The sequence below is a fragment of the Billgrantia sp. C5P2 genome (assembly GCF_051062895.2).
This window is the reverse complement of sequence record NZ_CM128542.1, coordinates 2,822,381-2,842,821: the sequence shown is the minus strand read 5'-3', so window position 1 is coordinate 2,842,821 and position 20,441 is coordinate 2,822,381. Positions and strand designations below refer to the sequence as shown.

20 protein-coding genes are annotated in these 20,441 nt (G+C 65.0%); 17 read left to right on the top strand and 3 right to left on the bottom strand.

All coding sequences use genetic code 11. The annotated features are described in order from the left end of the window. Positions 1-145: 145 nt before the first annotated feature. Genes ACRWQA_RS13160 through ACRWQA_RS13135 form a run of 6 tightly spaced genes read left to right on the top strand, consistent with a single transcriptional unit; the run spans position 146 to position 5,036 of the window. The gene (locus tag ACRWQA_RS13160) at positions 146-913 is read left to right on the top strand and encodes a DUF3450 domain-containing protein (protein ID WP_434232225.1); all 768 of its coding nucleotides are present in this window, start codon (positions 146-148) and stop codon (positions 911-913) included. Continuing rightward, entirely contained in the window at positions 910-2,286 is a 1,377-nt protein-coding gene (locus ACRWQA_RS13155) for a MotA/TolQ/ExbB proton channel family protein (RefSeq protein ID WP_263583454.1), read from the top strand. Before ACRWQA_RS13160 ends, ACRWQA_RS13155 begins: the two co-directional genes overlap by 4 nt. Next, on the top strand, positions 2,234-2,803 hold the full coding sequence (locus ACRWQA_RS13150) for a MotA/TolQ/ExbB proton channel family protein (RefSeq protein WP_412031200.1): 570 nt from the start codon (positions 2,234-2,236) through the stop codon (positions 2,801-2,803). Before ACRWQA_RS13155 ends, ACRWQA_RS13150 begins: the two co-directional genes overlap by 53 nt. Further along, positions 2,796-3,203: an ExbD/TolR family protein gene (locus ACRWQA_RS13145; protein WP_263583455.1), complete on the top strand. Its 408-nt coding sequence runs from the start codon at positions 2,796-2,798 to the stop codon at positions 3,201-3,203. Before ACRWQA_RS13150 ends, ACRWQA_RS13145 begins: the two co-directional genes overlap by 8 nt. After that, positions 3,200-3,955, top strand: coding sequence for an energy transducer TonB (locus ACRWQA_RS13140; RefSeq protein ID WP_434232222.1), 756 nt, complete (start codon positions 3,200-3,202; stop codon positions 3,953-3,955). Before ACRWQA_RS13145 ends, ACRWQA_RS13140 begins: the two co-directional genes overlap by 4 nt. A 4-nt stretch (positions 3,956-3,959) precedes the next feature. Continuing rightward, positions 3,960-5,036 carry a tetratricopeptide repeat protein gene (locus ACRWQA_RS13135; RefSeq protein ID WP_434232221.1) on the top strand — a complete coding sequence of 359 codons (1,077 nt, stop codon included), beginning with the start codon at positions 3,960-3,962 and terminating at the stop codon, positions 5,034-5,036. A 33-nt stretch (positions 5,037-5,069) separates the two neighbouring features. On the opposite strand, the gene xthA is transcribed toward ACRWQA_RS13135, so the two are convergent. Together xthA and ACRWQA_RS13125 are read right to left on the bottom strand one after the other, a co-directional pair. Beyond that, a complete protein-coding gene (gene xthA / locus ACRWQA_RS13130) occupies positions 5,070-5,900 on the bottom strand; it encodes an exodeoxyribonuclease III (RefSeq protein WP_434232233.1) in 831 nt (276 codons plus the stop codon). After that, positions 5,900-6,148, bottom strand: coding sequence for a hypothetical protein (locus ACRWQA_RS13125; protein ID WP_263583458.1), 249 nt, complete (start codon positions 6,146-6,148; stop codon positions 5,900-5,902). The genes xthA and ACRWQA_RS13125 overlap by 1 nt, the downstream gene beginning before the upstream one ends. 225 nt (positions 6,149-6,373) lie before the next feature. Here ACRWQA_RS13125 and rhlB point away from each other — a divergent pair, with 225 nt between their 5' ends. Both rhlB and dinG read left to right on the top strand, forming a co-directional pair. Continuing rightward, positions 6,374-7,648, top strand: a complete 1,275-nt coding sequence (rhlB, locus tag ACRWQA_RS13120) for an ATP-dependent RNA helicase RhlB (RefSeq protein ID WP_263583459.1) — start codon at positions 6,374-6,376, stop codon at positions 7,646-7,648. Positions 7,649-7,653: 5 nt separating this feature from the next. Next, positions 7,654-9,789, top strand: coding sequence for an ATP-dependent DNA helicase DinG (gene dinG / locus ACRWQA_RS13115; protein WP_263583460.1), 2,136 nt, complete (start codon positions 7,654-7,656; stop codon positions 9,787-9,789). A gap of 68 nt (positions 9,790-9,857) precedes the next feature. On the opposite strand, the gene ACRWQA_RS13110 is transcribed toward dinG, so the two are convergent. Then, positions 9,858-10,934 carry a 3-deoxy-7-phosphoheptulonate synthase gene (locus ACRWQA_RS13110; RefSeq protein WP_263583461.1) on the bottom strand — a complete coding sequence of 359 codons (1,077 nt, stop codon included), beginning with the start codon at positions 10,932-10,934 and terminating at the stop codon, positions 9,858-9,860. 297 nt (positions 10,935-11,231) lie between these two features. Between ACRWQA_RS13110 and rpoE the strand changes: the two genes are divergently transcribed. From rpoE to recO, 9 genes are all read left to right on the top strand, one after another. Further along, entirely contained in the window at positions 11,232-11,837 is a 606-nt protein-coding gene (rpoE, locus tag ACRWQA_RS13105; RefSeq protein ID WP_263583462.1) for an RNA polymerase sigma factor RpoE, read from the top strand. 178 nt (positions 11,838-12,015) lie between these two features. Beyond that, entirely contained in the window at positions 12,016-12,723 is a 708-nt protein-coding gene (locus ACRWQA_RS13100) for a sigma-E factor negative regulatory protein (RefSeq protein WP_263583463.1), read from the top strand. Then, a complete protein-coding gene (locus ACRWQA_RS13095) occupies positions 12,723-13,712 on the top strand; it encodes a MucB/RseB C-terminal domain-containing protein (RefSeq protein ID WP_263583464.1) in 990 nt (329 codons plus the stop codon). Before ACRWQA_RS13100 ends, ACRWQA_RS13095 begins: the two co-directional genes overlap by 1 nt. Before the next feature lie 141 nt (positions 13,713-13,853). Further along, positions 13,854-15,278: a DegQ family serine endoprotease gene (locus ACRWQA_RS13090; protein WP_263583465.1), complete on the top strand. Its 1,425-nt coding sequence runs from the start codon at positions 13,854-13,856 to the stop codon at positions 15,276-15,278. Positions 15,279-15,478: 200 nt separating this feature from the next. Then, on the top strand, positions 15,479-17,296 hold the full coding sequence (gene lepA, locus ACRWQA_RS13085; protein WP_263583466.1) for a translation elongation factor 4: 1,818 nt from the start codon (positions 15,479-15,481) through the stop codon (positions 17,294-17,296). Between the two features lie 16 nt (positions 17,297-17,312). Next, positions 17,313-18,116 carry a signal peptidase I gene (lepB, locus tag ACRWQA_RS13080; protein WP_263583467.1) on the top strand — a complete coding sequence of 268 codons (804 nt, stop codon included), beginning with the start codon at positions 17,313-17,315 and terminating at the stop codon, positions 18,114-18,116. A 24-nt stretch (positions 18,117-18,140) separates the two neighbouring features. Next, complete coding sequence (gene rnc / locus ACRWQA_RS13075) at positions 18,141-18,833, top strand: ribonuclease III (RefSeq protein ID WP_263583468.1); 693 nt, start codon at positions 18,141-18,143, stop codon at positions 18,831-18,833. Next, positions 18,830-19,729, top strand: a complete 900-nt coding sequence (gene era / locus ACRWQA_RS13070) for a GTPase Era (RefSeq protein ID WP_263583469.1) — start codon at positions 18,830-18,832, stop codon at positions 19,727-19,729. The genes rnc and era overlap by 4 nt, the downstream gene beginning before the upstream one ends. A 1-nt stretch (position 19,730) precedes the next feature. Beyond that, positions 19,731-20,432 (top strand): DNA repair protein RecO, encoded by a 702-nt coding sequence (recO, locus tag ACRWQA_RS13065; RefSeq protein ID WP_263583470.1) that lies wholly within the window; start codon positions 19,731-19,733, stop codon positions 20,430-20,432. Positions 20,433-20,441: the final 9 nt, after the last annotated feature.

Here is a 20,441-nt window from a genome sequence, read left to right as displayed (position 1 = left end):
TTTGAATCTAAATGATAAGAATTATCAAGTCGGAACGCCCCATCTGATCGTTGATAACGGTTATCATTTATGGCATCGTCTTGCGCTCTGCCTGAATGGGCGAGACCGCATTTCCATTGAAGTCTTTTTTGCCGGGAGTTCGCACGTGAGATCGTTTCGCCACCCCTGCTTCATGAGTCTGCTCTGGCTGGGTCTTGCTACCGCGGCCACCGCCGACCCGGCTATCCATGAGGAGGCCAGACAGGCCCAGTACAGCCAGGCCGAGCTGCAGTCGCGCATCGAGGCCGCCGACGACGAAATGCGTGCCATGCTTGAGGAGTTGCGTGAACTCGAGCGCGCCGAACGACGCCTGGCGCGCGAGAACGCCGAGCTTGCTCCGCGAATCGAGCGTCAGGCCGAGTCGCTGAGCCGCCGCGAGGTGGCGCTGGATACGCTGGAGGAAACGCGCGACGCCTTGCCGGAGCTCCAGGAGCGAATGGTCGAGCGGCTTGAGAGATGGGTCGAGAACGACATGCCCTTCCTGCGGCAGGAGCGCCGGGCTCGGGTTGCGAGCCTGCGCTCCCTGGCCGGCGAATTGACCGCCGCCGAGCGTTGGGAGCGGATCGTCGAGGCTTGGCGTGCAGAGCTGGAATATGGGCGCGAAGTCGATGCCTGGCGCGGCTACCTCGGCGATGGCGAGTCGCGCCGCGAGGTGGATTACCTGCGCCTGGGGCGCGTGGGTCTCTACTACCTCACTCCGGACGGCCGTGCCGGACGTGTGTGGCAGGCCGATGCGGGTAGCTGGGCCGCGCTGGACGACGCGCAGCGCCGCGAAATCCGCAACGGGCTACGCATCGCGCGCGACCGCCGCGCACCTGAACTGCTCAGCGTGCCGCTATCGCAGCCGCTCGAGTCGGTGGAGGACGATACATGAAAGCGACACGTTTCGCCGCGAGTCTGCTGGCAACGCTCCTGCTGGGCATTGGCCTGGCTGAGGCACAGGCCCAGTCGGACCCGCTCGAAAGCCTGCGTACCGAGCGCCAGGCCGCCGAAAGCCGCGACCGCGCGCGCCTGGCCGAGCTGATCGAGGATCGCGATGCCCTGGAAGCTGCTCTAGAGGAGGCGCGCGCCGTCCACGCGGAGACCGAAGCGCGCCATGAAGAACTGCAGGAGCAGGCACGCGAGCTGGCCGAGCGAGGCGAAGCGCTCGATGCGCGGCAGAATGAACAGGGCGACGATCTCGAAGCGATCCTGGCGTCGCTGAAACGGCACAGCGGCGAGCTGCGCGACAGCCTGGCCGATAGCTGGCTGGTCGTGGGCGGCGCCGAGTTGCCGCCGCGCCTCGACGACGCCGAAGTGCTCGAACTCGAACGGCTCGAGGCGTTTGCCGATAGCCTGATCGCGCTGACCGTCGATACCGGTCGTGTGGTCCGCCTCCAGACTCCGGTAGCGGATGCCAGTGGCGAAATCGCGCCTCGCGAGGTCGTGCGGCTGGGCGACTTCGCCGCCTTCACCGATAGTCACCTGCTGCGGCGTGACGCCGGTGGTGATGCCCTGTCGGTGGTCGAGCGCACGCCGCCCGAAGTGGCTGGCAGCCTGGCGGCATTCCATGCCGGTGAGTCGCGCGAACTTTCGCTGGACCCGACCCGGGGCGAGGTGATGTCGGCCCTGGCGCAGCGCCCCAGCCTGATCGAACGCTTCCATCAGGGTGGGGCCGTGGGCTACGTCGTGGTTGGGCTCGGTGCCATCGGTCTGCTGGTGGCGCTGCTGCAATATGCCTACCTGCTGAAAGTGAGCCTGGCCATGCGCCGACAACTGCGCGATCTCGGCACATTGCGTGAAGACAACCCGCTCGGCCGCGTGCTGCTGCGCTTTCGAGCACTGCAGGATGACCCCGTGCCGGAAGCGCTGGAAGCTCGCCTCGACGAGGCGGTGCTGGCCGAGCTGCCGCGCCTCGAACGCGGCCAGCCGATCGTCAAGCTGCTGGCTGCCGTGGCGCCGCTGCTGGGGCTGTTGGGTACCGTGACGGGGATGATCGTGACCTTCCAGGCCATCACCGTCTTCGGTACCGGCGACCCGCAGCTGATGGCGGGCGGTATCAGTCAGGCGCTGGTGACCACCGTGCTGGGGCTGATCACTGCCGTGCCGCTGCTGTTCGCCCATACCGCACTGACGGGCCGCAGCCGGCACCTGGCGGGCCTGATGGAAGGGCAGGCGAGCGCAGCACTGGCCGAGCAGCTCGAGCGGCGTCCGCATGGGCCCGACAGCGTTACCGGGAGCGCGCGCCGTGATCCCGCTCTGGCTTGAACCGCTCGAGCGCCTGATCGAGGCGGGCGGCTCGGTTCTGGTAGTGATCGCCCTGGTGGCGATGCTGTTGTTCAGCCTGGCGCTGGAGCGAGTGTGGTACTTCCGTATCACCTATCGCCGGGCGAGGCGAGCCCTGATCGAACGCTGGGCGGCGCGCCAGGATCATCTGAGCTGGAGTGCACTCACGCTGCGCGAAAGCTGGGCGCGGGAGCTGATCGGACGACTGCGTCGTCCGCTGCCGTGGCTCAGGCTGCTGGTGGGGCTATGTCCGTTGCTGGGCCTGCTGGGTACCGTGACCGGCATGATCGCCGTCTTCGACAGCCTGGCCATGACCGATACCAGCCAGGCCCGCGCCATGGCCGATGGCGTGGCACGGGCCACCTTGCCCACGCTGACCGGCATGGCGGTGGCAGTGGTGGGGCTGCTGTTCACCAGCCGGCTGGAGCACATCATTCGGCGCGAGGACCAGCGGTTGCACGACCGCCTGGCCCGCGCCGTGGAGGACAACGATGCGTAGACGCCGCCTTGGCGCCGACGACGGCGAAGCCAGCGAAGTCAATCTGACACCGATGCTGGATGTCGTCTTCATCATGCTGATTTTCTTCATCGTCACCACCAGCTTCATCAAGGAGAGCGGGGTGGAGATCGAGCGCCCCGAGTCGAGCGCTGCCTCGCCGCGGCCCGATGCCCAGGTGATGGTCGCCATCACGCCCGAAGGGGCGGTCTGGGTCGACGGTCGCGCGGTGGACCTGCACCGCGTCGGCAATGAGGTGGCTGGGCTGGTGAGCGATGACGGCTCGGTAGTGATCCAGGCCGATCGCGAATCCACCACCGGCCTGCTGATCGAAGTGATGGATCGCATCCGCGAGGCTGGTGTGGAGCAGGTGGCGGTCGCCGCCAGCCGGAGCCGGCCGTGACGCGCATTCCGTTTTCCTCGCTGGGTGGTGTGGCTCTGGCACTGCTGCTGTTCTGGCTGCTGGGTCTGCTGGTGACACCGCCGGAGGAGGAGTTCGACGTGCAGGACGTCAGCATGACGATGAGCATGGTCGAGGCGCCCGAGCCGGTGGAGGAGGAAGTGGTCGAGCCCAGCGCCGAGACACCGCCACCACAGGTTGAAGCGGCGCCTCCGCCACGGCCGGAGCCGCTGCCACCGCTGGAAAGCAGTATCGCCATGCCCGAGCCGGAGTTGCCGCCTGAGCCGGTGGAAACGCCTGAGCTCGATACCAGCTTGCCCGAGTTGAGTGAAGCGCAGCCCGAGCCGCCCCCCGAGCCGGCTCCTCAGCCACAGCCTGAACCCGAACCGACACCCGAGCCAGCGCCCGAGCCAAGCCCGTCAACGGCGGCGCCGAGCGCCGCGCCGGAGCCCGCAGCCGAGCAGGCGGCTCCCGCCGAGCAGGGGCCGGTGGATGTCGGACAGATCGCCCCGACCAGCCGCGTGCCGCCGGAGTACCCTTCCCGTGCGCAGCGTCGCGGTCTTGAAGGACACGTGGAACTGCAGTTCCTGATTCGTCCCGACGGCAGCGTCGATCGCTCGTCGATCCGCGTGGTCGAATCGCAGCCGCGCAACGTCTTCGACTCGGCCGCCGAACAGGCCGTGGCGCGCTGGCAGTTCGAGCCGGCACAAGGCGTACGTCGTGCGCGGCAGCGTCTCGAGTTCCAACTGAGGTGATTGCATGAAGTCTCGTGCCGTGATCTCCATGGCCTGTATGGGATGGCTGCTGGTCACTCCGGTGCTGGCCGACACACCGGCGCTGTCCGGCGACATCATCGCCGATCTCGAGCGCCTCCAGCGCGAGCTGCAGCAGGGTGAACACGACAGCGTGAGCGAACGATCCCGCGAACAGGCGCGTCGCTTCGAAGGCGGCAATGCCGCCGATCGCTGGGCCAGCGCGCTCTATCGGCAGTTGGCCGCCGGCGCCGAGGCCGGGGCGGGGCGTCACGAAGCGGCTGCCGACCAATTGCGCCAGGCCCGCAGGACCCAGGAGGCGCCGCAATCCCAGCGTGACCGCTGGCTACGCGAGGAGGCACGCTTGCGCCTGGCGGCGGGGCAGGTCGAGGCGGCGGTAGACCTGCTGGAAGAGTGGCATTCAAGACACTCAGGAAGCGTGGACGATCGCTGGCGCCTGGCCCGTGCCCTGGCCGAGCTGGAGCGCTGGGACGAAGCCGCGAGCTGGGTCGAGCGTGCCCTGGTCGACGACCCCGACCCGGGCGAACGTCGGCAGGAGCTGGCGGCCGTCGTATTCCAACGCGCCGGACGCGGCGAGGAGGCCTTGGCGAACCTGGAAGCCTCGCTGAACGCACAGGCCGAGCCCGAGGCGTGGCGGCGTGCCGCGGCGCTGGCTCATGGCCTCGGCGACGCGCAGCGGGCCGCGGCGATATGGGAAGCCGGCTGGCGGTTGGGCGTGCTGGCGGGTGAGGAGGATCTGCGCCAGCGGATCGAGCTGCACCTGGCTGCCGGTACTCCGGCAAGGGCGGCGGAATACATGGAGGCGGCGCTGGCCGGCGAGACGCTGCCCGACACCCTGGCCAACCGCCGCCTGCTGGCCCGTGCCTGGGAAGAGGCCCGCGACCGTGAGCGGGCGCTAGACGCCTGGCGCACGGTCGCGGAACGAAGCGATAGCGGCGAGGACTGGCAGCGCCTGGGCTTGCTGGCGCACGCCTGGGGGCGGCTCGAGCTGGCCCGTGAGGCCATGCAGCAGGCTCAGGCGCTGGGTAGTGAAGTGGACGAGCGCTGGCTCTCGACCCGATAGGGCGAGATTCCCTCGACTCGAGGCGCCAAGGCTTCAGACCTCGAAATCAGTCCAAACCGGCGCATGGTCCGAAGGGCGCTCCATGCCGCGCAGGTCATAGTCGATGCCGGCGGCATGCACGCGCTCGGCCAAGGGGGCCGTTGCCAGGATGTAATCGATGCGCAGGCCGCGCTTGGGCTCGCGCTCGAAACCGCGGGAGCGATAGTCGAACCAGCTGAAGCGGTCGTCCACTTCGGGGTGGCGCACCCGATAGCTGTCGCTGAGCCCCCACGACTTGAGCGTGCCCAGCCACTCCCGCTCGATGGGCTGGAAGCTGGTCTTGCCCTCACGCAGCCAGCGCTTGCGACTGGCCTCGCCGATGCCGATGTCGATGTCCTCGGGGGAGATGTTGAAATCCCCCATCACCACCAGCCGCTCGTCGGGGCGGTGCCGGTCGCGCAGCATCTGTATCAACTGGGTGTAGAACTCGCGCTTGTTGGGAAACTTGGTAGGGTGAGCAATATTCTCGCCCTGGGGGAAGTAGCCGTTCCATACGGTCAATGCTTCGCCGTCGGTGGTGCGCAGCCGAGCGCCGATCAGCCGCCGCTGGGACTCCTCGCCGTCGCCGGGCAGGCCGAAGAAGACCTCCTCCGGTCCATTCGGACAGAGCGCCTTGTGGCACAACAGGGCAACCCCGTAGTGGCCCTTCTGGCCATGAAAATGGACGTGATAGCCCATGGCCTCGACCGCCTCACAGGGAAACTCGTCGTCATGCACCTTGGTTTCCTGCAGGCCGATCACCAGCGGCTGGTGGGTGGCGATCAGCGCCTCGAGCTGGTGCAGTCGGGCGCGTAGTCCATTGATGTTGAACGAGACCAGGCGTATCACTCGTCGCGCTCCTCGCTAGTCGTTGTGTTGGGTTCGGGATGAATGGTGATGCTCGCTCCCTGATCCTGGCGAGCCAGCTTGCGCGCTGCCTGCAGCTTGCGTTGCTGGCGCTTCTTCTGGGTGAAGCGGCGCGACGAGACCACCTGGTCGGGGTTCTCGTGGCGCCACTTCTTGTAGTCCTTGCGCTTGCCGGTGCGGATGGTCACCTTGTCGGCCAGCGAGCGGGTCTTCTTGCGGCGTGTCATCAGGCCTGGCTCCATGGTGTCGAGTAGCAGCAAAGCGTCATTCTACCAGTCCAATGCAAGAGGCGCGCCCTCGACGCCATAGGCTGGTACAATATGCGGCTGTACGAAGTTCAAGAAACGCTGAACGAATCGGCGAGCGGGTTGAAGCGCAACGTAGCGATTCGGCCGCGCAGGCATTCGTGCAGTGTTTCCTTCATCCATTGCTACGGACGTGATACATAGCCTATGAGCGAGTCGGAACAGACCACAGCCCCGGCCGAGAACCGCAAGCCCAAGCGTCGTCGTCGCAAGCCGCGCCGCCGCCAGTCGAACTGGGATCTGCGCCAGTTTCAGGTGCCTGCCGTGGCGGGCAAGTGGCGCTTTCACGACTTCGATCTGCCCTTGCCGTTGATGCGCGCCATCCACGCCCTGGGCTTCGAGTACTGCACCCCGATCCAGGCCGAGGCGCTGGCCCACACGCTGCTGGGCGGTGACGTGGTCGGCAAGGCCCAGACCGGCACCGGCAAGACCGCGGCCTTCCTGATCTCGATAATGGCCTACTTCCTCGAGGAAGAGACGCCTGAAGGCCAGAAGCCGGGGGCGCCACGTGCCTTGATCGTAGCCCCGACCCGTGAACTGGCCCTGCAGATCGAGAAGGATGCCAAGGCGCTGGCTCGCTTCACCGAGCTCAACGTGGCCAGCGTCGTCGGCGGCATGGATTACCAGAAGCAGCGCGAGCATCTGGGCAAGAAGCTCGACATCCTGGTGGCCACGCCCGGGCGGCTGCTCGACTTCCACGAGAAGCGTGACGTCGACCTGACCCAGGTCGAAGTGCTGGTGCTCGACGAGGCCGACCGTATGCTCTCGATGGGCTTCATTCCCGACGTCAAGCGCATCATTCGCCACACGCCGAAGAAGGAGGAGCGCCAGACCTTCCTCTTCTCCGCCACCTTCTCTCATGACATCCTCGATCTCGCCAGCCAGTGGACCCACCAGCCGGCTCACGTCGAGATCGAGGTCACGGTCGACAACAAGGCCAACATCGACCAGCGCGTCTACATGGTCAGTGACGATGACAAGGCGCGCCTGCTGGTCAATCTGTTGAAGCAAGAAAGCTTCGACAGGGTGATGGTGTTCGGCAATCGTCGCGACCTGGTGCGCAAGCTCGAGGGCCTGCTGAAGAAGGCCGGCATCAACGTTGCCATGCTCTCCGGCGACGTGCCGCAGAACCAGCGCATCAAGACCCTGGAGCTGTTCCGCGAAGGCGAGGTGCAGGTGCTGGTGGCCACCGACGTGGCTGGGCGCGGCATCCATATCGAGGACGTCAGCCACGTGATCAACTACACCCTGCCCGAGGACCCGGAGGACTACGTCCACCGCATCGGCCGTACCGGTCGTGCCGGGGCTGCGGGAGTGTCGATCAGCTTCGTCGGCGAGGAGGATGCCTTCTCGCTGCCGGAAATCGAGCGCTACATCCAGGACAAGCTGCCCTGCGTGCATCCGCCCGAGGGGCTACTGTAACGCCCATGCTCGACGAGGCCCTCAAGGGCGAGATACAGGCCGCCTACCGCCGCGTGCTGGAGGCCCAGGGGCTGACGCCACGCTACGGCCAGAGACTGATGATCGCCGAGATCGCCCGTACGTTGGGTGCCATCGAGGCCGATGATGCCGGCCGGCGGGTCTCCGACGAGCATGTCTGCGTACTCGAAGCGGGCACCGGCACCGGCAAGACCCTGGCCTACCTGCTGGCGGCGCTGCCCGTGGCCAAGGCCAAGGGCAAGCGCCTGGTGGTGGCCACGGCCACCATCGCCCTGCAGGAGCAGGTGCTGCTGCAGGACCTGCCGACCCTCAAGGCCCACAGCGGCTTGGACTTCGACTACGCCCTGGCCAAGGGGCGCGGTCGCTACCTGTGCCTGACGCGTTTGGAGCAAGCCCTCGATGGCGTCGAGGACAACCCCACCCTGTCGCTGTTCGAGCAGAGCCTGGCGCAGGGTGGCGGCGACCACTTCCAGGCGTTGGTGCAGGAGATGGCCGACGCCTACGGCAGCGGTCGCTGGGAAGGGGATCGCGAGAGCTGGCCCGATTCGATCGAGGACAGCGACTGGCGGCGCCTGACCATCGACCATCGCCAGTGCACCAACCGCCGCTGCGGCCACTTCGCCGCCTGCGCCTTCTTCCGTGCCCGCCGCGACCTCGAGAGCGCCGACATCATCGTCGCCAACCACGACCTGGTGCTGGCCGACCTGTCACTGGGTGGCGGTGTGGTGCTGCCGCCTCCCGGAGATTGCATCTACGTCTTCGACGAAGGCCACCATCTGCCGGACAAGGCACTGACCCATTTCGCTCATCGCATGGGCGTCAACGGCGCGTTGCGCTGGCTCGGCAACCTCAAGAAGTCGCTGACCGAACTTCATCAGGCGCTGGCGATACAGCCGACCCTGGCCCGGCTACTGGCGGGCCTGCCGGAAACCATAGCCGCGCTGGAGCCGCGCCTGGGCGAGGCCTTCTCGCTGGGTCACCAGCTGGCCGGTCGGCTGCATGGGCTGGAGGAGGGCGAAGAGAGCCACCAGTATCGCTTTCCCATGGGGCAACTGCCCGGTGCCCTGCGCGAGCACGCCGGCACCCTGCTGGTGGGGTTCGCCGAACTCTCTCGTACGCTCGAGACCATGAGCGAGATCCTGCGCGAGAGCCTCGACCCCGACAAGCACACCGGACTCGAGCGCGAACAGGCCGAGGCCTGGCTGCCGTTGCTGGCGTTATTGCATGGCCGGGCGCTGGAGGCGCATGGCCTGTGGGAGGCCTATGCCGAGCCGGACGTGGAAGGCGAGCCGCCGCGAGCGCGCTGGCTGACGCTCGAGCGCTTCGGGGCCGACCCCGAGCTGACCTTTGCCGCGAGCCCCGTCTCGGCCGCGCCGACCCTGGCCCGGACCCTGTGGGGGAGCTGCTTCGGTGCCGTGGTGACCTCGGCCACACTCACCGCCTTGGGTCGCTTCGAGCGCTTGCAGGAGCGAGCCGGGCTGGCCAATCGCTACCGCTACCAGCGTTTGCCGAGCCCCTTCGACTACTCCCGCGCAGTGCTCAGCGTGCCGCGGCTGGCCGTCGACCCTGGTGATCGCGACGCTCACGAACGGGCCATCGTCGACTTCGTCACCGGGCTCGGCGAGAAGGAGGCGGTGCTGATGCTGTTTTCGGCACGGGCACAGTTGCGTGCAGTGGAGAAGGCGCTTCCTTCCAAGTGGCGCGAGCGGGTGCTGGCCCAGGATCGACTGCCCAAGCGCGAACTGATCGAGCGCCACCGGGCGCGGGTGGATGCCGGCGAAGGCAGCGTGATTTTCGGCCTGGCGAGTTTTGCCGAGGGTATCGACCTGCCCGGCGACTACCTGACCCACGTGGTCATCACCCGGCTGCCGTTCGCCGTACCCGACGATCCCGTCGGCGCGACCCTTGCCGAGTGGATCGAGAGTCGCGGCGGCAACCCCTTCATGCGCATCAGCGTGCCCGACGCCTCGATCAAGCTGGTGCAGGCCTGCGGCCGATTGATCCGCAAGGAGGCCGACCAGGGGCGCATCACGCTGCTCGACCGCCGCGTGCTCACCAGGCGCTACGGCCAGGCGTTGCTCGACGCCTTGCCGCCGTTCACGCGAGAGATCGACGGTGCCTAGCCGCTAGCGCAGAGCGCCAAGCAAAAAGGCCCGCATCGATGCGGGCCTTTCACGAGAGCGTCCGAGTGTCAGCCCTGGCGTCGCTCGGCCAGCACCGGGGCGAGCTTCTGCGCCATCTTGTTCATCGTCTCTTCGGTGGTCGGCCAGTCGATACAGGCATCGGTGACCGAGACGCCGTACTGCATCTGGCTATGGTCCTCCAAGATCTTCTGGCTGCCCCAGCCGAGATTGGACTCGACCATCAGGCCCATGATGGAGTGGTTGCCTTCGAGGATCTGGTTGGTGACGTTGTCCATCACCAACGGCTGCAGCGCCGGGTCCTTGTTGGAGTTGGCGTGAGAGCAGTCGATCATGATGTTGGGCTTGATGCCGGCCTTCTTGAGCTCCTGCTCGGCCAGTGCCACGCTGACGCTGTCGTAGTTGGGCTTGCCGTTGCCGCCGCGCAACACCACGTGGGCGTAGGCATTGCCGCGGGTGCGGATGATCGCCACCTGGCCGCTCTGGTTGATGCCGAGGAAGTTGTGCGGGTGCGATACCGATTGGAGGGCATTGATTGCCACGTCGAGGCTGCCGTCGGTGCCGTTCTTGAAGCCGACGGGGCTGGAGAGGCCGGACGACATCTCACGATGAGTCTGGGATTCGGTGGTGCGTGCGCCGATCGCCGACCAGCTGATGCAATCCTGCAGGTACTGAGGCGAGATCGGGTCCAGCGCCTCGGTGGCCAGTGGCAGGCCGAGTTCGGAAAGTTCCACCAGCAGCTTGCGCGCAATATGCAGGCCTTCCTCGATCTCGAAGGAGCCGTTGAGGTGCGGGTCGTTGATCAGACCCTTCCAGCCCACCGTGGTGCGCGGCTTCTCGAAATAGACGCGCATAACGACATAAAGGCTGTCCTTCACTTCATCGGCCAGGCGGCGCAGACGGCGCGCATAGTCCATGGCGGCATCGACGTCATGGATCGAGCAGGGGCCGATCACCACCAGCAGCCGCGGGTCGCTGCCGTCGAGTATGTTCTGTATGGTCCGGCGTCCTTCGATCACCGTTCTCTCGGCGGCTTCGCCGAGGGGGATCTCATTCTTGAGGGCTTCGGGGGTGATCAGTACGTCCTGTGACAGGACGTTGAGGTTGCTGACCTGCTGATCTGACATGTTGCTACCTGTGTCGTGGTGCGTTGATGGCAAGAGGATGAACTACTATACACCCGCCGAGGAAGAAATCTGCAATCGCAACGGAACCGGGCGACGCCGGGGTTGTCACAGCGCGGGCGGCATGGCGGCCGCTTGATGCGCGGCCAAGAAACAGGAACACTTGTCGAAACGGACGATGACGTCCAGGGACTTACAGCGGCCAACGGGCTCCAGGTTGATACCATGCATGCAGACTACCTAACGACGCATTCGACGCTCATCCCGCTTCAGGGTACCTCCCTGCCGGGGAGAGCGTGAATGGGTAACCGGGAAACCGATCAACAGCTCGTGGAGCGTGCACAGAAGGGCGATACGCGAGCCTTCGATTTGCTGGTCAAGAAATACCAGCACAAGATCATCGGGCTGATTGGACGCTATATACAGGATCACGCCGAGGTGCAGGACGTGGCTCAGGAGGCCTTCATCAAGGCCTATCGAGCGCTGGGCAAATTTCGTGCCGAGAGCGCCTTTTATACCTGGATGTATCGCATTGCCATCAACACGGCGAAGAACCACCTGGTGTCCAGGGGGCGGCGGCCACCCGGCAGCGATCTCGATATTGCCGATGCCGAGATTCTCGATCACAGCGGACGTTTGTCCGACATCGAGACCCCCGAGTCGTCGCTGGCTCGGGACCAGCTCGAGGCGGCGGTATTCGAAGCGATCGAGAACCTGCCCGACGACTTGCGCACGGCGATAACCCTGCGCGAACTCGACGGGCTTTCCTATGAGGACATCGCCAATATCATGCAGTGTCCGGTGGGCACGGTTCGTTCGCGAATCTTCCGTGCCCGCGAGGCGGTGGACCAACATATCCAGCCGCTGGTAACAACATCGCGAACGCGTGAGTCGATGACAGAGTGAAGTTTTTCGACAATGTTTTCGCTTCGACGCTGAACTGTCTTGCGTCGATGACGTCTGAACCATTGACCGCTGTATGACAGCGACAACATGGGCTGTCGGCATTTCGGTTGGGTGCGTCTGGAATGCCGGAATCATTGATAGCGAGGCAGGGTGCCTTGTCGATGTGGGGGTATGAGGAATGAGTCAGAATGCACGGGAATCGCTTTCTGCCCTGATGGACAGCGAAGGTGATGATCTCGAGCTGCGCCGGGTGTTGAAGTCCCTCGAGGACGAGCCGGATGCGGCAGAGGCGTGGCGGCGCTATCACTTGATGCGCAGCCTGCTGCGGCGGGATCATGACATCGATGTCAGCACGGACCTCTCGGCCGGGATCATGGCCAGGCTGGAAGCCGAACCGGCGCCGGTCATGGAAGAGGCGCCTGCCGCACCGCGCCGTGCCTACCCTTTCGCCCGCAGTGCGGGCATCGCTGCCGCCGTCTCCCTGATGGTGATCACCGGGGTACAGTTCTATCAAGGCAACGGTTTCACCAGCACCGGCGGCGATGCCCAGCTGGCCGATGGTGATGCGCGCTCATCCTCCACTCCGTCGCAGCCCGGTCTCGCGGCTCAGGCTGGTAGTGGCGGACAGGCGACCCCCGTTGGCATGCCGCTCTTCTCCCCGGCTGCCTCGAATGGCCAATCCGGCGTGATGCCGGTGGGGGCGAGCTTCGATTCTCCCTTGTTCATGACGCCCAACCCCCGCCAGTCTCAGCGTTCCGACCAGGAGCAGGCGCGGCTGCTGCAATCCTATCTCGATCGTCATGCCGAAGGCGCGACCTATCGCAGTGGCGATGTATGGATGCCTTTGCTGCGTGGATCGGGTAACGAGAGTCTGGGGCAGCGCTAATGGCAGGCAGGCGTATCGCAAGGCGCCTGGCTCTACTCAGCAGCGCTGCGCTTCTGGCCCAGCTGTCGCCTGCCGTTGCCGAATCCACGCCAGGACAGTCCGCTACCGAGCAATTCGACTGTCGCCAATTGGTCGATTGGGAACAGCCCGAATCGCCGTTGGAGTGGTTCGAGCGCAGCCTATGGGCCAGCCATTGTCTCGTATTCCAGGCGCGTGCGGTGCGCATCGGCATCGATGGGGTGCGCACGCTGGCGCTGTCGCGTGACATTCAGGACGGTATCGAACGTGAAGTGGCCCGCTTTCTCGACGGGCCGCCGGTCTTCTTCGAGCGCCGTGGGCGTATCGGTCGCATGAACTGGTCCAGCGACGACGAGAATGTATCTGCCTCGCCAGCGGGTATCGCACGCCATATCGACCAGTATTACCGCCTCTCCCTGGGCAACGATGAGCGTATTGCCAACCGCAGCGCGGTGCGACTCGATATCGAGCCGCTCGATGGAATGCGCTTCGGCCAGCGCCTGTGGCTCGACGCCGAGACGGCCTTGCCGCTGAAGCGCGAGCTGATCGACGACCGTGGCCGCGTCGTGGAGACGTTCCAGTTGACCGAACTGCAGCCACCGCGGCTGCATGAAGGCGGCGTGGTGATGGATACCTACCGTGAACCTCGACAGCAGCCGTGGTATCCCGCCTGGCTACCCGAAGGTTTCGTCGACCAGCCTGTTGACGGCAATGCGGAACGGCAGGATCGGGCGGTGGGACATCGCATCTACAGCGATGGACTCTCTACGCTCAGCCTGTTCGTCGAACCCATCGAGGAAGGGCACGAGCGCCTCATCCCCGGGTTGCATCGGCTGGGTATCTCGCTTGCCGTGGTGCGTCACGTGATGGCGGACGAACGCCCCCTGCAGGTCGTCGTCATGGGCGAGTTGCCCCCTCGGGTGCTCGTGCAGGTGGCGGAGAATCTGGCCTGGCGCGAGACGCCGGAGTGATCGCTCGGTTACGCGCAACTCGCCCTGACCTCTTTGAATGAACGAGTCATCTTGAAAAACGATGCATGGTTCCCTAGGTACCAGGTACCGCTTGAGAAAGTTACCGCTTGAGACGAAGTAAAAGCTGATGCAGGAGCTCTTATGATGCCATTGATGCGACAGTTCTCTCTCTGGGCGCTGCTGTTGGCCGTGCTGCTGTCGTGGCAGTCTGCCTTCGCCCGTGACCTGCCCGATTTCACCGAGCTGGTCGAGCAGGCCGCTCCGGGAGTGGTCAACATTTCCACCACTCGGGTCATACCGGGTCGTTCGCAAGCTTTCGAAGGTTTTGGTGGCCAGGAGATTCCCGATATCTTCCGGCACTTCTTCGGCGACCGCTTCCCGGTGCCCCCGGGACCGGGTGGCCCCGGTCGAGGCGAGGAGCGGCAGTCGCTGGGGTCCGGGTTCGTCATCAGCGAGGACGGCTATATCCTGACCAATGCCCATGTGGTCGAGGGGGCCGACGAGATCCTCGTGCGCCTCAATGACCGCCGTGAACTGCAGGCCGAGCTGATCGGGGCGGACACCCAGACCGACGTGGCGCTGCTCAAGGTGGATGCCTCGAACCTGCCGACGCTGAACATGGGGGATTCCGATCAGCTTCGCGTGGGTGAGTGGGTGGCCGCCATCGGTTCCCCCTTCGGCTTCGACCACTCGGTGACCGCCGGCATCGTCAGTGCGATCAACCGTACGCTGCCGCGCGACGCCTACGTGCCTTTCATTCAAACCGACGTGGCGATCAACCCGGGCAACTCGGGTGGGCCGTTGTTCAACCTCGACGGTGAAGTGGTAGGGATCAACTCACAGATCTTCACCCGCAGCGGTGGTTTCATGGGGCTGTCTTTCGCCATTCCCATCAATGTGGCCATGGACGTGGCCAGCCAACTGCGTGACGATGGTCGCGTGCGCCGTGGCTGGCTCGGGGTGATGATTCAGCCGGTGTCGCGCGACTTGGCCGAGTCGTTCGGCATGGACAGCCCCAGCGGCGCCCTGATCGCCGACCTGGACCCCGAGGGACCGGCGGCAAAGGCAGGCCTGCAAGCGGGCGACATCGTGCTCGAGGTCGATGGCGAGGAGGTGGAGCGTTCGCGCAACCTGCCGCGGCTCATCGGCCGGGTGACTCCAGGCGACGATGCCGAGCTGACCATCATGCGCGACGGTGAGCGCCAGAATCTGGCGGTGACGATTGGCGACTGGCCCGACAGCGAAGAACCGGCACAGGCTCGCGCTGGTGGATCGGACGCCCAGGCGCGCCTGGGAATCGCCGTGGCCGAGCTCGATGAAACCGAGCGTCAACGACTCGGTATCGACAGTGGCGTGCTGGTGCGAGACGTGGCTCCCAGTGGAGCGGCCGCCGAAGCCGGCATCCTGCCGGGCGATGTGATCGTCAGCCTCGATCACCATGCCGTGGAGAACGGCGAACAGTTGCGTGAGCTGATCGACTCGCTGCCCACCGATCGTGCCGTGCCCGTGCGCTTGTATCGCGAGGGACGTTCCCTGTTCGTGGCGTTGCGTCTGGGACGCGGCTGAGTCGCGACCTGGCCCCGGCTGAACGACGGGACACCTCCCGCCCATGGCGGGAGGTGTTCGTGTTTCTGCGGCCTCATGCGGCTGTGCTGTCCAACCCATGGTCATGCCGGTACAATACCGGCCATTGAATTCTCATGACGTTAGCGGGCGCCGATGACTCTGCTGCTGCCGCGCTCGTGTCGAACACCGGATTGGGCTAGATGAGCAACGAAGCAAGCAACGAAAAACTGAAGCACATTCGGAATTTCTCGATCATTGCCCATATCGACCACGGCAAGTCGACCCTGGCGGATCGTCTGATCCAGAGCTGCGGTGGGTTGACCGAGCGTGAATTGAAGGAGCAGGTGCTCGACTCGATGGACCTCGAGCGCGAGCGCGGTATCACCATCAAGGCGCAGTCGGTCACGCTGGATTACCACGCTCAGGACGGCAATACCTATCAGCTCAATTTCATCGACACGCCCGGGCACGTCGACTTCTCCTACGAGGTGTCGCGCTCGCTCTACGCCTGCGAGGGGGCGCTGCTGGTGGTCGATGCAGCTCAGGGTGTCGAGGCCCAATCGGTCGCCAATTGCTATACCGCCATCGAGCAAGGACTTGAAGTTCTGCCGGTGCTGAACAAGATGGACCTGCCACAGGCCGACCCCGACAAGGTTTCCCACGAGATCGAGGAGATCATCGGACTGGATGCCACCGACGCTTGCCAGATCTCGGCCAAGAGCGGCCTGGGCATCGATGAATTGCTCGAGCGCCTGGTGCGAGATATCCCGCCGCCCAAGGGTGACCGGGAGGCACCGCTTCAGGCGCTGATCATCGACTCCTGGTTCGACAATTATCTGGGCGTCGTCTCGTTGGTTCGCGTGTTCGACGGCACCCTGAAGAAGGGCGAGAAGATTCGCATCAAGTCCACCGGCCGTGATTGGCAGGCCAACGAGGTGGGCATCTTCACGCCGCTGCGTAAGGAAACCAACATCCTGCGCGCCGGCGAGGTGGGCTTCGTGGTAGCCGGGATCAAGGAAATCCAGGGCGCCCCGGTGGGGGATACCATCACTCACGCCAAGACGCCGGACGTGCCGCGTCTACCCGGCTTCCAGAAGGTCAAGCCGCAGGTCTATGCCGGCATGTTCCCGGTCAGCGCCGACGACTACGAAGATTTTCGCGATGCCCTGGAGAAACTGGCGCTCAACGACGCCTCGCTGGAGTACGAGCCAGAGAACTCCGACGCCCTGGGTTTCGGCTTCCGCGTCGGTTTCCTCGGCACGCTGCACATGGAGATCATCCAGGAGCGGCTCGAGCGTGAGTACGACATGGACCTGCTCACCACGGCGCCTACCGTGGTCTACGAACTGGCGATGAAGAACGGTGACGTCAGGTACGTCTCCAACCCTTCCAAGCTGCCCGACATGGCCGACGTGGAGGAGATGCGCGAGCCGATCGTGCGCGCCAGTATCCTGGTGCCGCAGGAGTACGTCGGCAACGTGATCATGGAGTGCGAGAACCGTCGCGGCAACCAGCTCGACATGCAGTTCCTCGGTAGTCAGATCCAGCTCGTCTACGAACTGCCCATGAGCGAAGTGGTGATGGACTTCTTCGATCGCCTCAAGTCCATCTCCAAGGGCTATGCCTCGCTGGACTACAACTTCGAGCGTTTCGAAGCGGCCAAGCTGGTACGCCTGGACGTGCTGATCAATGGTGACCGTGTCGATGCCTTGGCGGTGATCATCCACCGTGATCATGCCCATGGCCGTGGCCGATTGCTGGTCGAGAAGATGAAGGAACTGATTCCACGCCAGATGTTCGATGTGGCGATCCAGGCGGCCATCGGCGGTCAGGTGGTGGCACGCTCCACCGTCAAGGCGCTGCGCAAGAACGTTACCGCGAAGTGCTATGGTGGCGACGTAACGCGCAAAAAGAAGCTGCTCGAGAAACAGAAAGCGGGCAAGAAACGCATGAAGCAGGTCGGTCGGGTGGAAATTCCCCAGGACGCCTTCCTGGCCGTGCTCAAGGTGAACGACTAGGACCGGCGATACTATTATGGATTTCTCTCTTCTGTTGGTGGTGGCTGTCGCCATCACTGGACTGATCTGGCTGCTCGATATCGTCTGGTGGCGCTCCGTTCGCCGTCGGAAGCTGGCCACCGTGGAGGTGGGTACCACGGAGGGGCTCGACGAGACCGCCCGCGAGCGGGCGATGAAGGAGCCCTGGCCGGTGGACTATGCGCGCTCCTTCTTCCCGGTGCTGCTGGTGGTGTTGCTGCTGCGCAGTTTCCTGGTTGAGCCGTTCCAGATACCTTCCGGTTCCATGCGCCCGACCCTTGAGGTGGGCGACTTCATCCTAGTCAACAAGTATGCCTATGGTCTGCGTCTGCCGGTGACCCATACCCGCATCGTCGAGTTCGGTGAGCCCCAGCGGGGCGACGTCATGGTGTTTCGCTTTCCCAGTGAACCCTCGGTGAACTTCATCAAGCGGGTGGTGGGGCTGCCGGGCGACACCGTGCGCTACGAGGACAAGCAGCTCTATGTCAATGGCGAGCTGGTGCCCAAGCAACTGCTGGATGAAGCGCCTGCTGCCGCGCCAGGCGAGTGGCTGCTCGAGGAGCAACTGGGCGAGGTCAGCCATCGTATCTACAATAACCCACGTGACTCGGGTCCCCGGGTGCGCGAGATCGTCGTGCCCGAAGGGCACTATTTCACCATGGGTGACAACCGCGACCACTCCAACGACAGCCGCTACTGGGGCTTCGTGCCTGAAGAGAACGTCGTCGGCCGGGCGTTTGCCGTGTGGATGCACTGGGACGGCGGCTTGCCCAGCTTCACCCAGGTTCGCCGCATCCATTGATGGACCAGAAATAACAGGAATTTCGTGACCAAATCCCTTACCGTCTTCAGCCGCCGTATCGGCCACAGTTTCCGCGACGACGCGTTGCTGGAACTGGCCATGACCCACCGCAGCTTCGGGGGCCAGAACAACGAACGGCTGGAGTTCCTCGGTGACTCCATCGTCAACTTCGTTATCGCCGAGGCTCTGTACGAGCGTTTCCCGCAGGCCCGTGAAGGGCAGCTTTCGCGCTTGCGCGCGCGCCTGGTGCGTGGCCAGACTTTGGCCGAGCTGGCCCGGGAAATGTCCTTCGGCGAGTGCCTGCGCCTGGGTTCCGGTGAGATGAAGAGCGGCGGGCACCGGCGTGATTCGATCCTGGCCGACGCAGTCGAGGCCGTGCTCGGAGCGATCTATCTCGACGCCGGCATGGACGTGGCCCGGACTCGGGTGCTGGCCTGGTACGCCGAGCGCCTGGAAGCGATCGACCTGCAGGACACCCAGAAGGACCCCAAGACCCGCTTGCAGGAATTCCTGCAGTCGCGCCAGTCGCCGCTGCCGCGCTATGAGGTGGTCACGGTGGAGGGCGAGGCCCACGACCAGACTTTTACCGTGGAGTGTCACATCGAGCTGCTGGATTCGCACACTCTGGGCACCGGGTCCAGCCGTCGCCATGCCGAGCAACAGGCCGCCGAGCTTGCGCTGCTCCAGCTCGAGAATCGCAAGGGGCAGAAATCATGAGCGAGACATGTGGCTTCGTGGCCATCGTTGGTCGCCCCAACGTCGGCAAGTCGACACTGATGAACCGTATTCTCGGCCAGAAGATCTCGATCACCTCGCGCCGTCCCCAGACGACCCGGCACCAGGTGATGGGCATCAAGACCGAAGGCGAGGCACAGTTCATCTACGTCGACACGCCGGGCATCCATATCCTGGGTCGCGATCGCAACAAGGCGATCAACCGTTTCATGAACCAGGCGGCCACCCAGGCCCTGCGCGACGTGGATTGCGTGGTCTTCATCATCGACCGCACCCGCTGGACCGAAGAGGACCAGGTCGTGCTCACGCGTCTCGAGCACGTCGAGGCACCGGTGATCCTGGCCGTGAACAAGGTCGACCGGCTCGAGGACAAGAGCACGCTGCTGCCGTGGCTTGCCGAGGCCGGAGCGCGACGTGAATTCGCCGCTATCATCCCCCTTTCCGCCAAGCACGGTACCAACGTGCCAGAGCTGGAGGCGGAGGTGGCCAAGCACCTGCCGGAAGGCATCCACCACTACCCCGACGATCAGGTCACCGATCGCAGCCAGCGCTTCCTTGCCGCCGAACTGGTACGCGAGAAGATCATGCGCCAGCTCGGTGACGAGCTGCCCTACCAGGTGACGGTGGAGATCGAGGAGTTCCGCGACGAGGGCAGGGTGGTTCACATCAGCGCCCTGATCCTGGTGGAGCGTGACGGCCAGAAGAAGATCCTTATCGGCGACAAGGGCGAGCGGATCAAGAGTATCGGCCGTGAGGCTCGGCTCGACATGGAGCGTGCCCTGGATGCCAAGGTAATGCTCAATCTATGGGTCAAGGTGAAGCGCGGCTGGTCGGATGATGAGAGGGCGCTCAAGAGCCTTGGTTACGATCTAGATTGACATGCAGCCGCAGCCGGCCTTTCTCCTTCACAAGCGCCCCTACCGTGAGACCAGTGCGCTGGTCGAGCTGCTGACCCTCGAACATGGCCGCGTGCGTGCGGTGGCCCAGGGCGTACAGCGCCCCGGGTCGCGTTCGCGCGGGCGTCTGCAGCCCTTCGCCCCGCTGCACGTGACCTGGGTGGGAGAGGGTGAGCTCAAGCGCCTGCGCCTGATGGAGAGCCGTGGTGCTGCGGCGTTGCTGGCCGGTGAGGGCCTGCTATGCGGCCTTTATGCCAACGAACTGCTGACACGAACCCTGCCGGTGGAGCTGCCGGCGGCGGAGGTGTTCGCATTCTATACGGCGCTGCTCGAGGCGCTGCCGCGGCCCGATGGCCGTGCCGTGGCGCTGCGCCGCCTGGAGTTCTCCCTGCTCGATACGCTGGATGCCGCGCCGCGCTACACCACGCCGGAGGGTGGTGAGCTCGACCCTCAGTGCCGCTACCGCTTCGATACCGCCACGCGGGCCTTCGTGCCCGGCGAGCCCGGTCTCGATGGACGTACCCTGCGTCTGCTGGCCGGTGGCGACTGGGCGGCTCCCGGCCTGGCCGGTCCGGCCAAGGCGGTCGTGCGCGCGGCGCTTGCTCCCTTGCTCGGCACGCGGCCGCTGCGTTCACGCGAGCTGATGCGTCAGCTTGCCGAACGGCGTCGTTCCCCTTCAAACTGATCGCGTTAT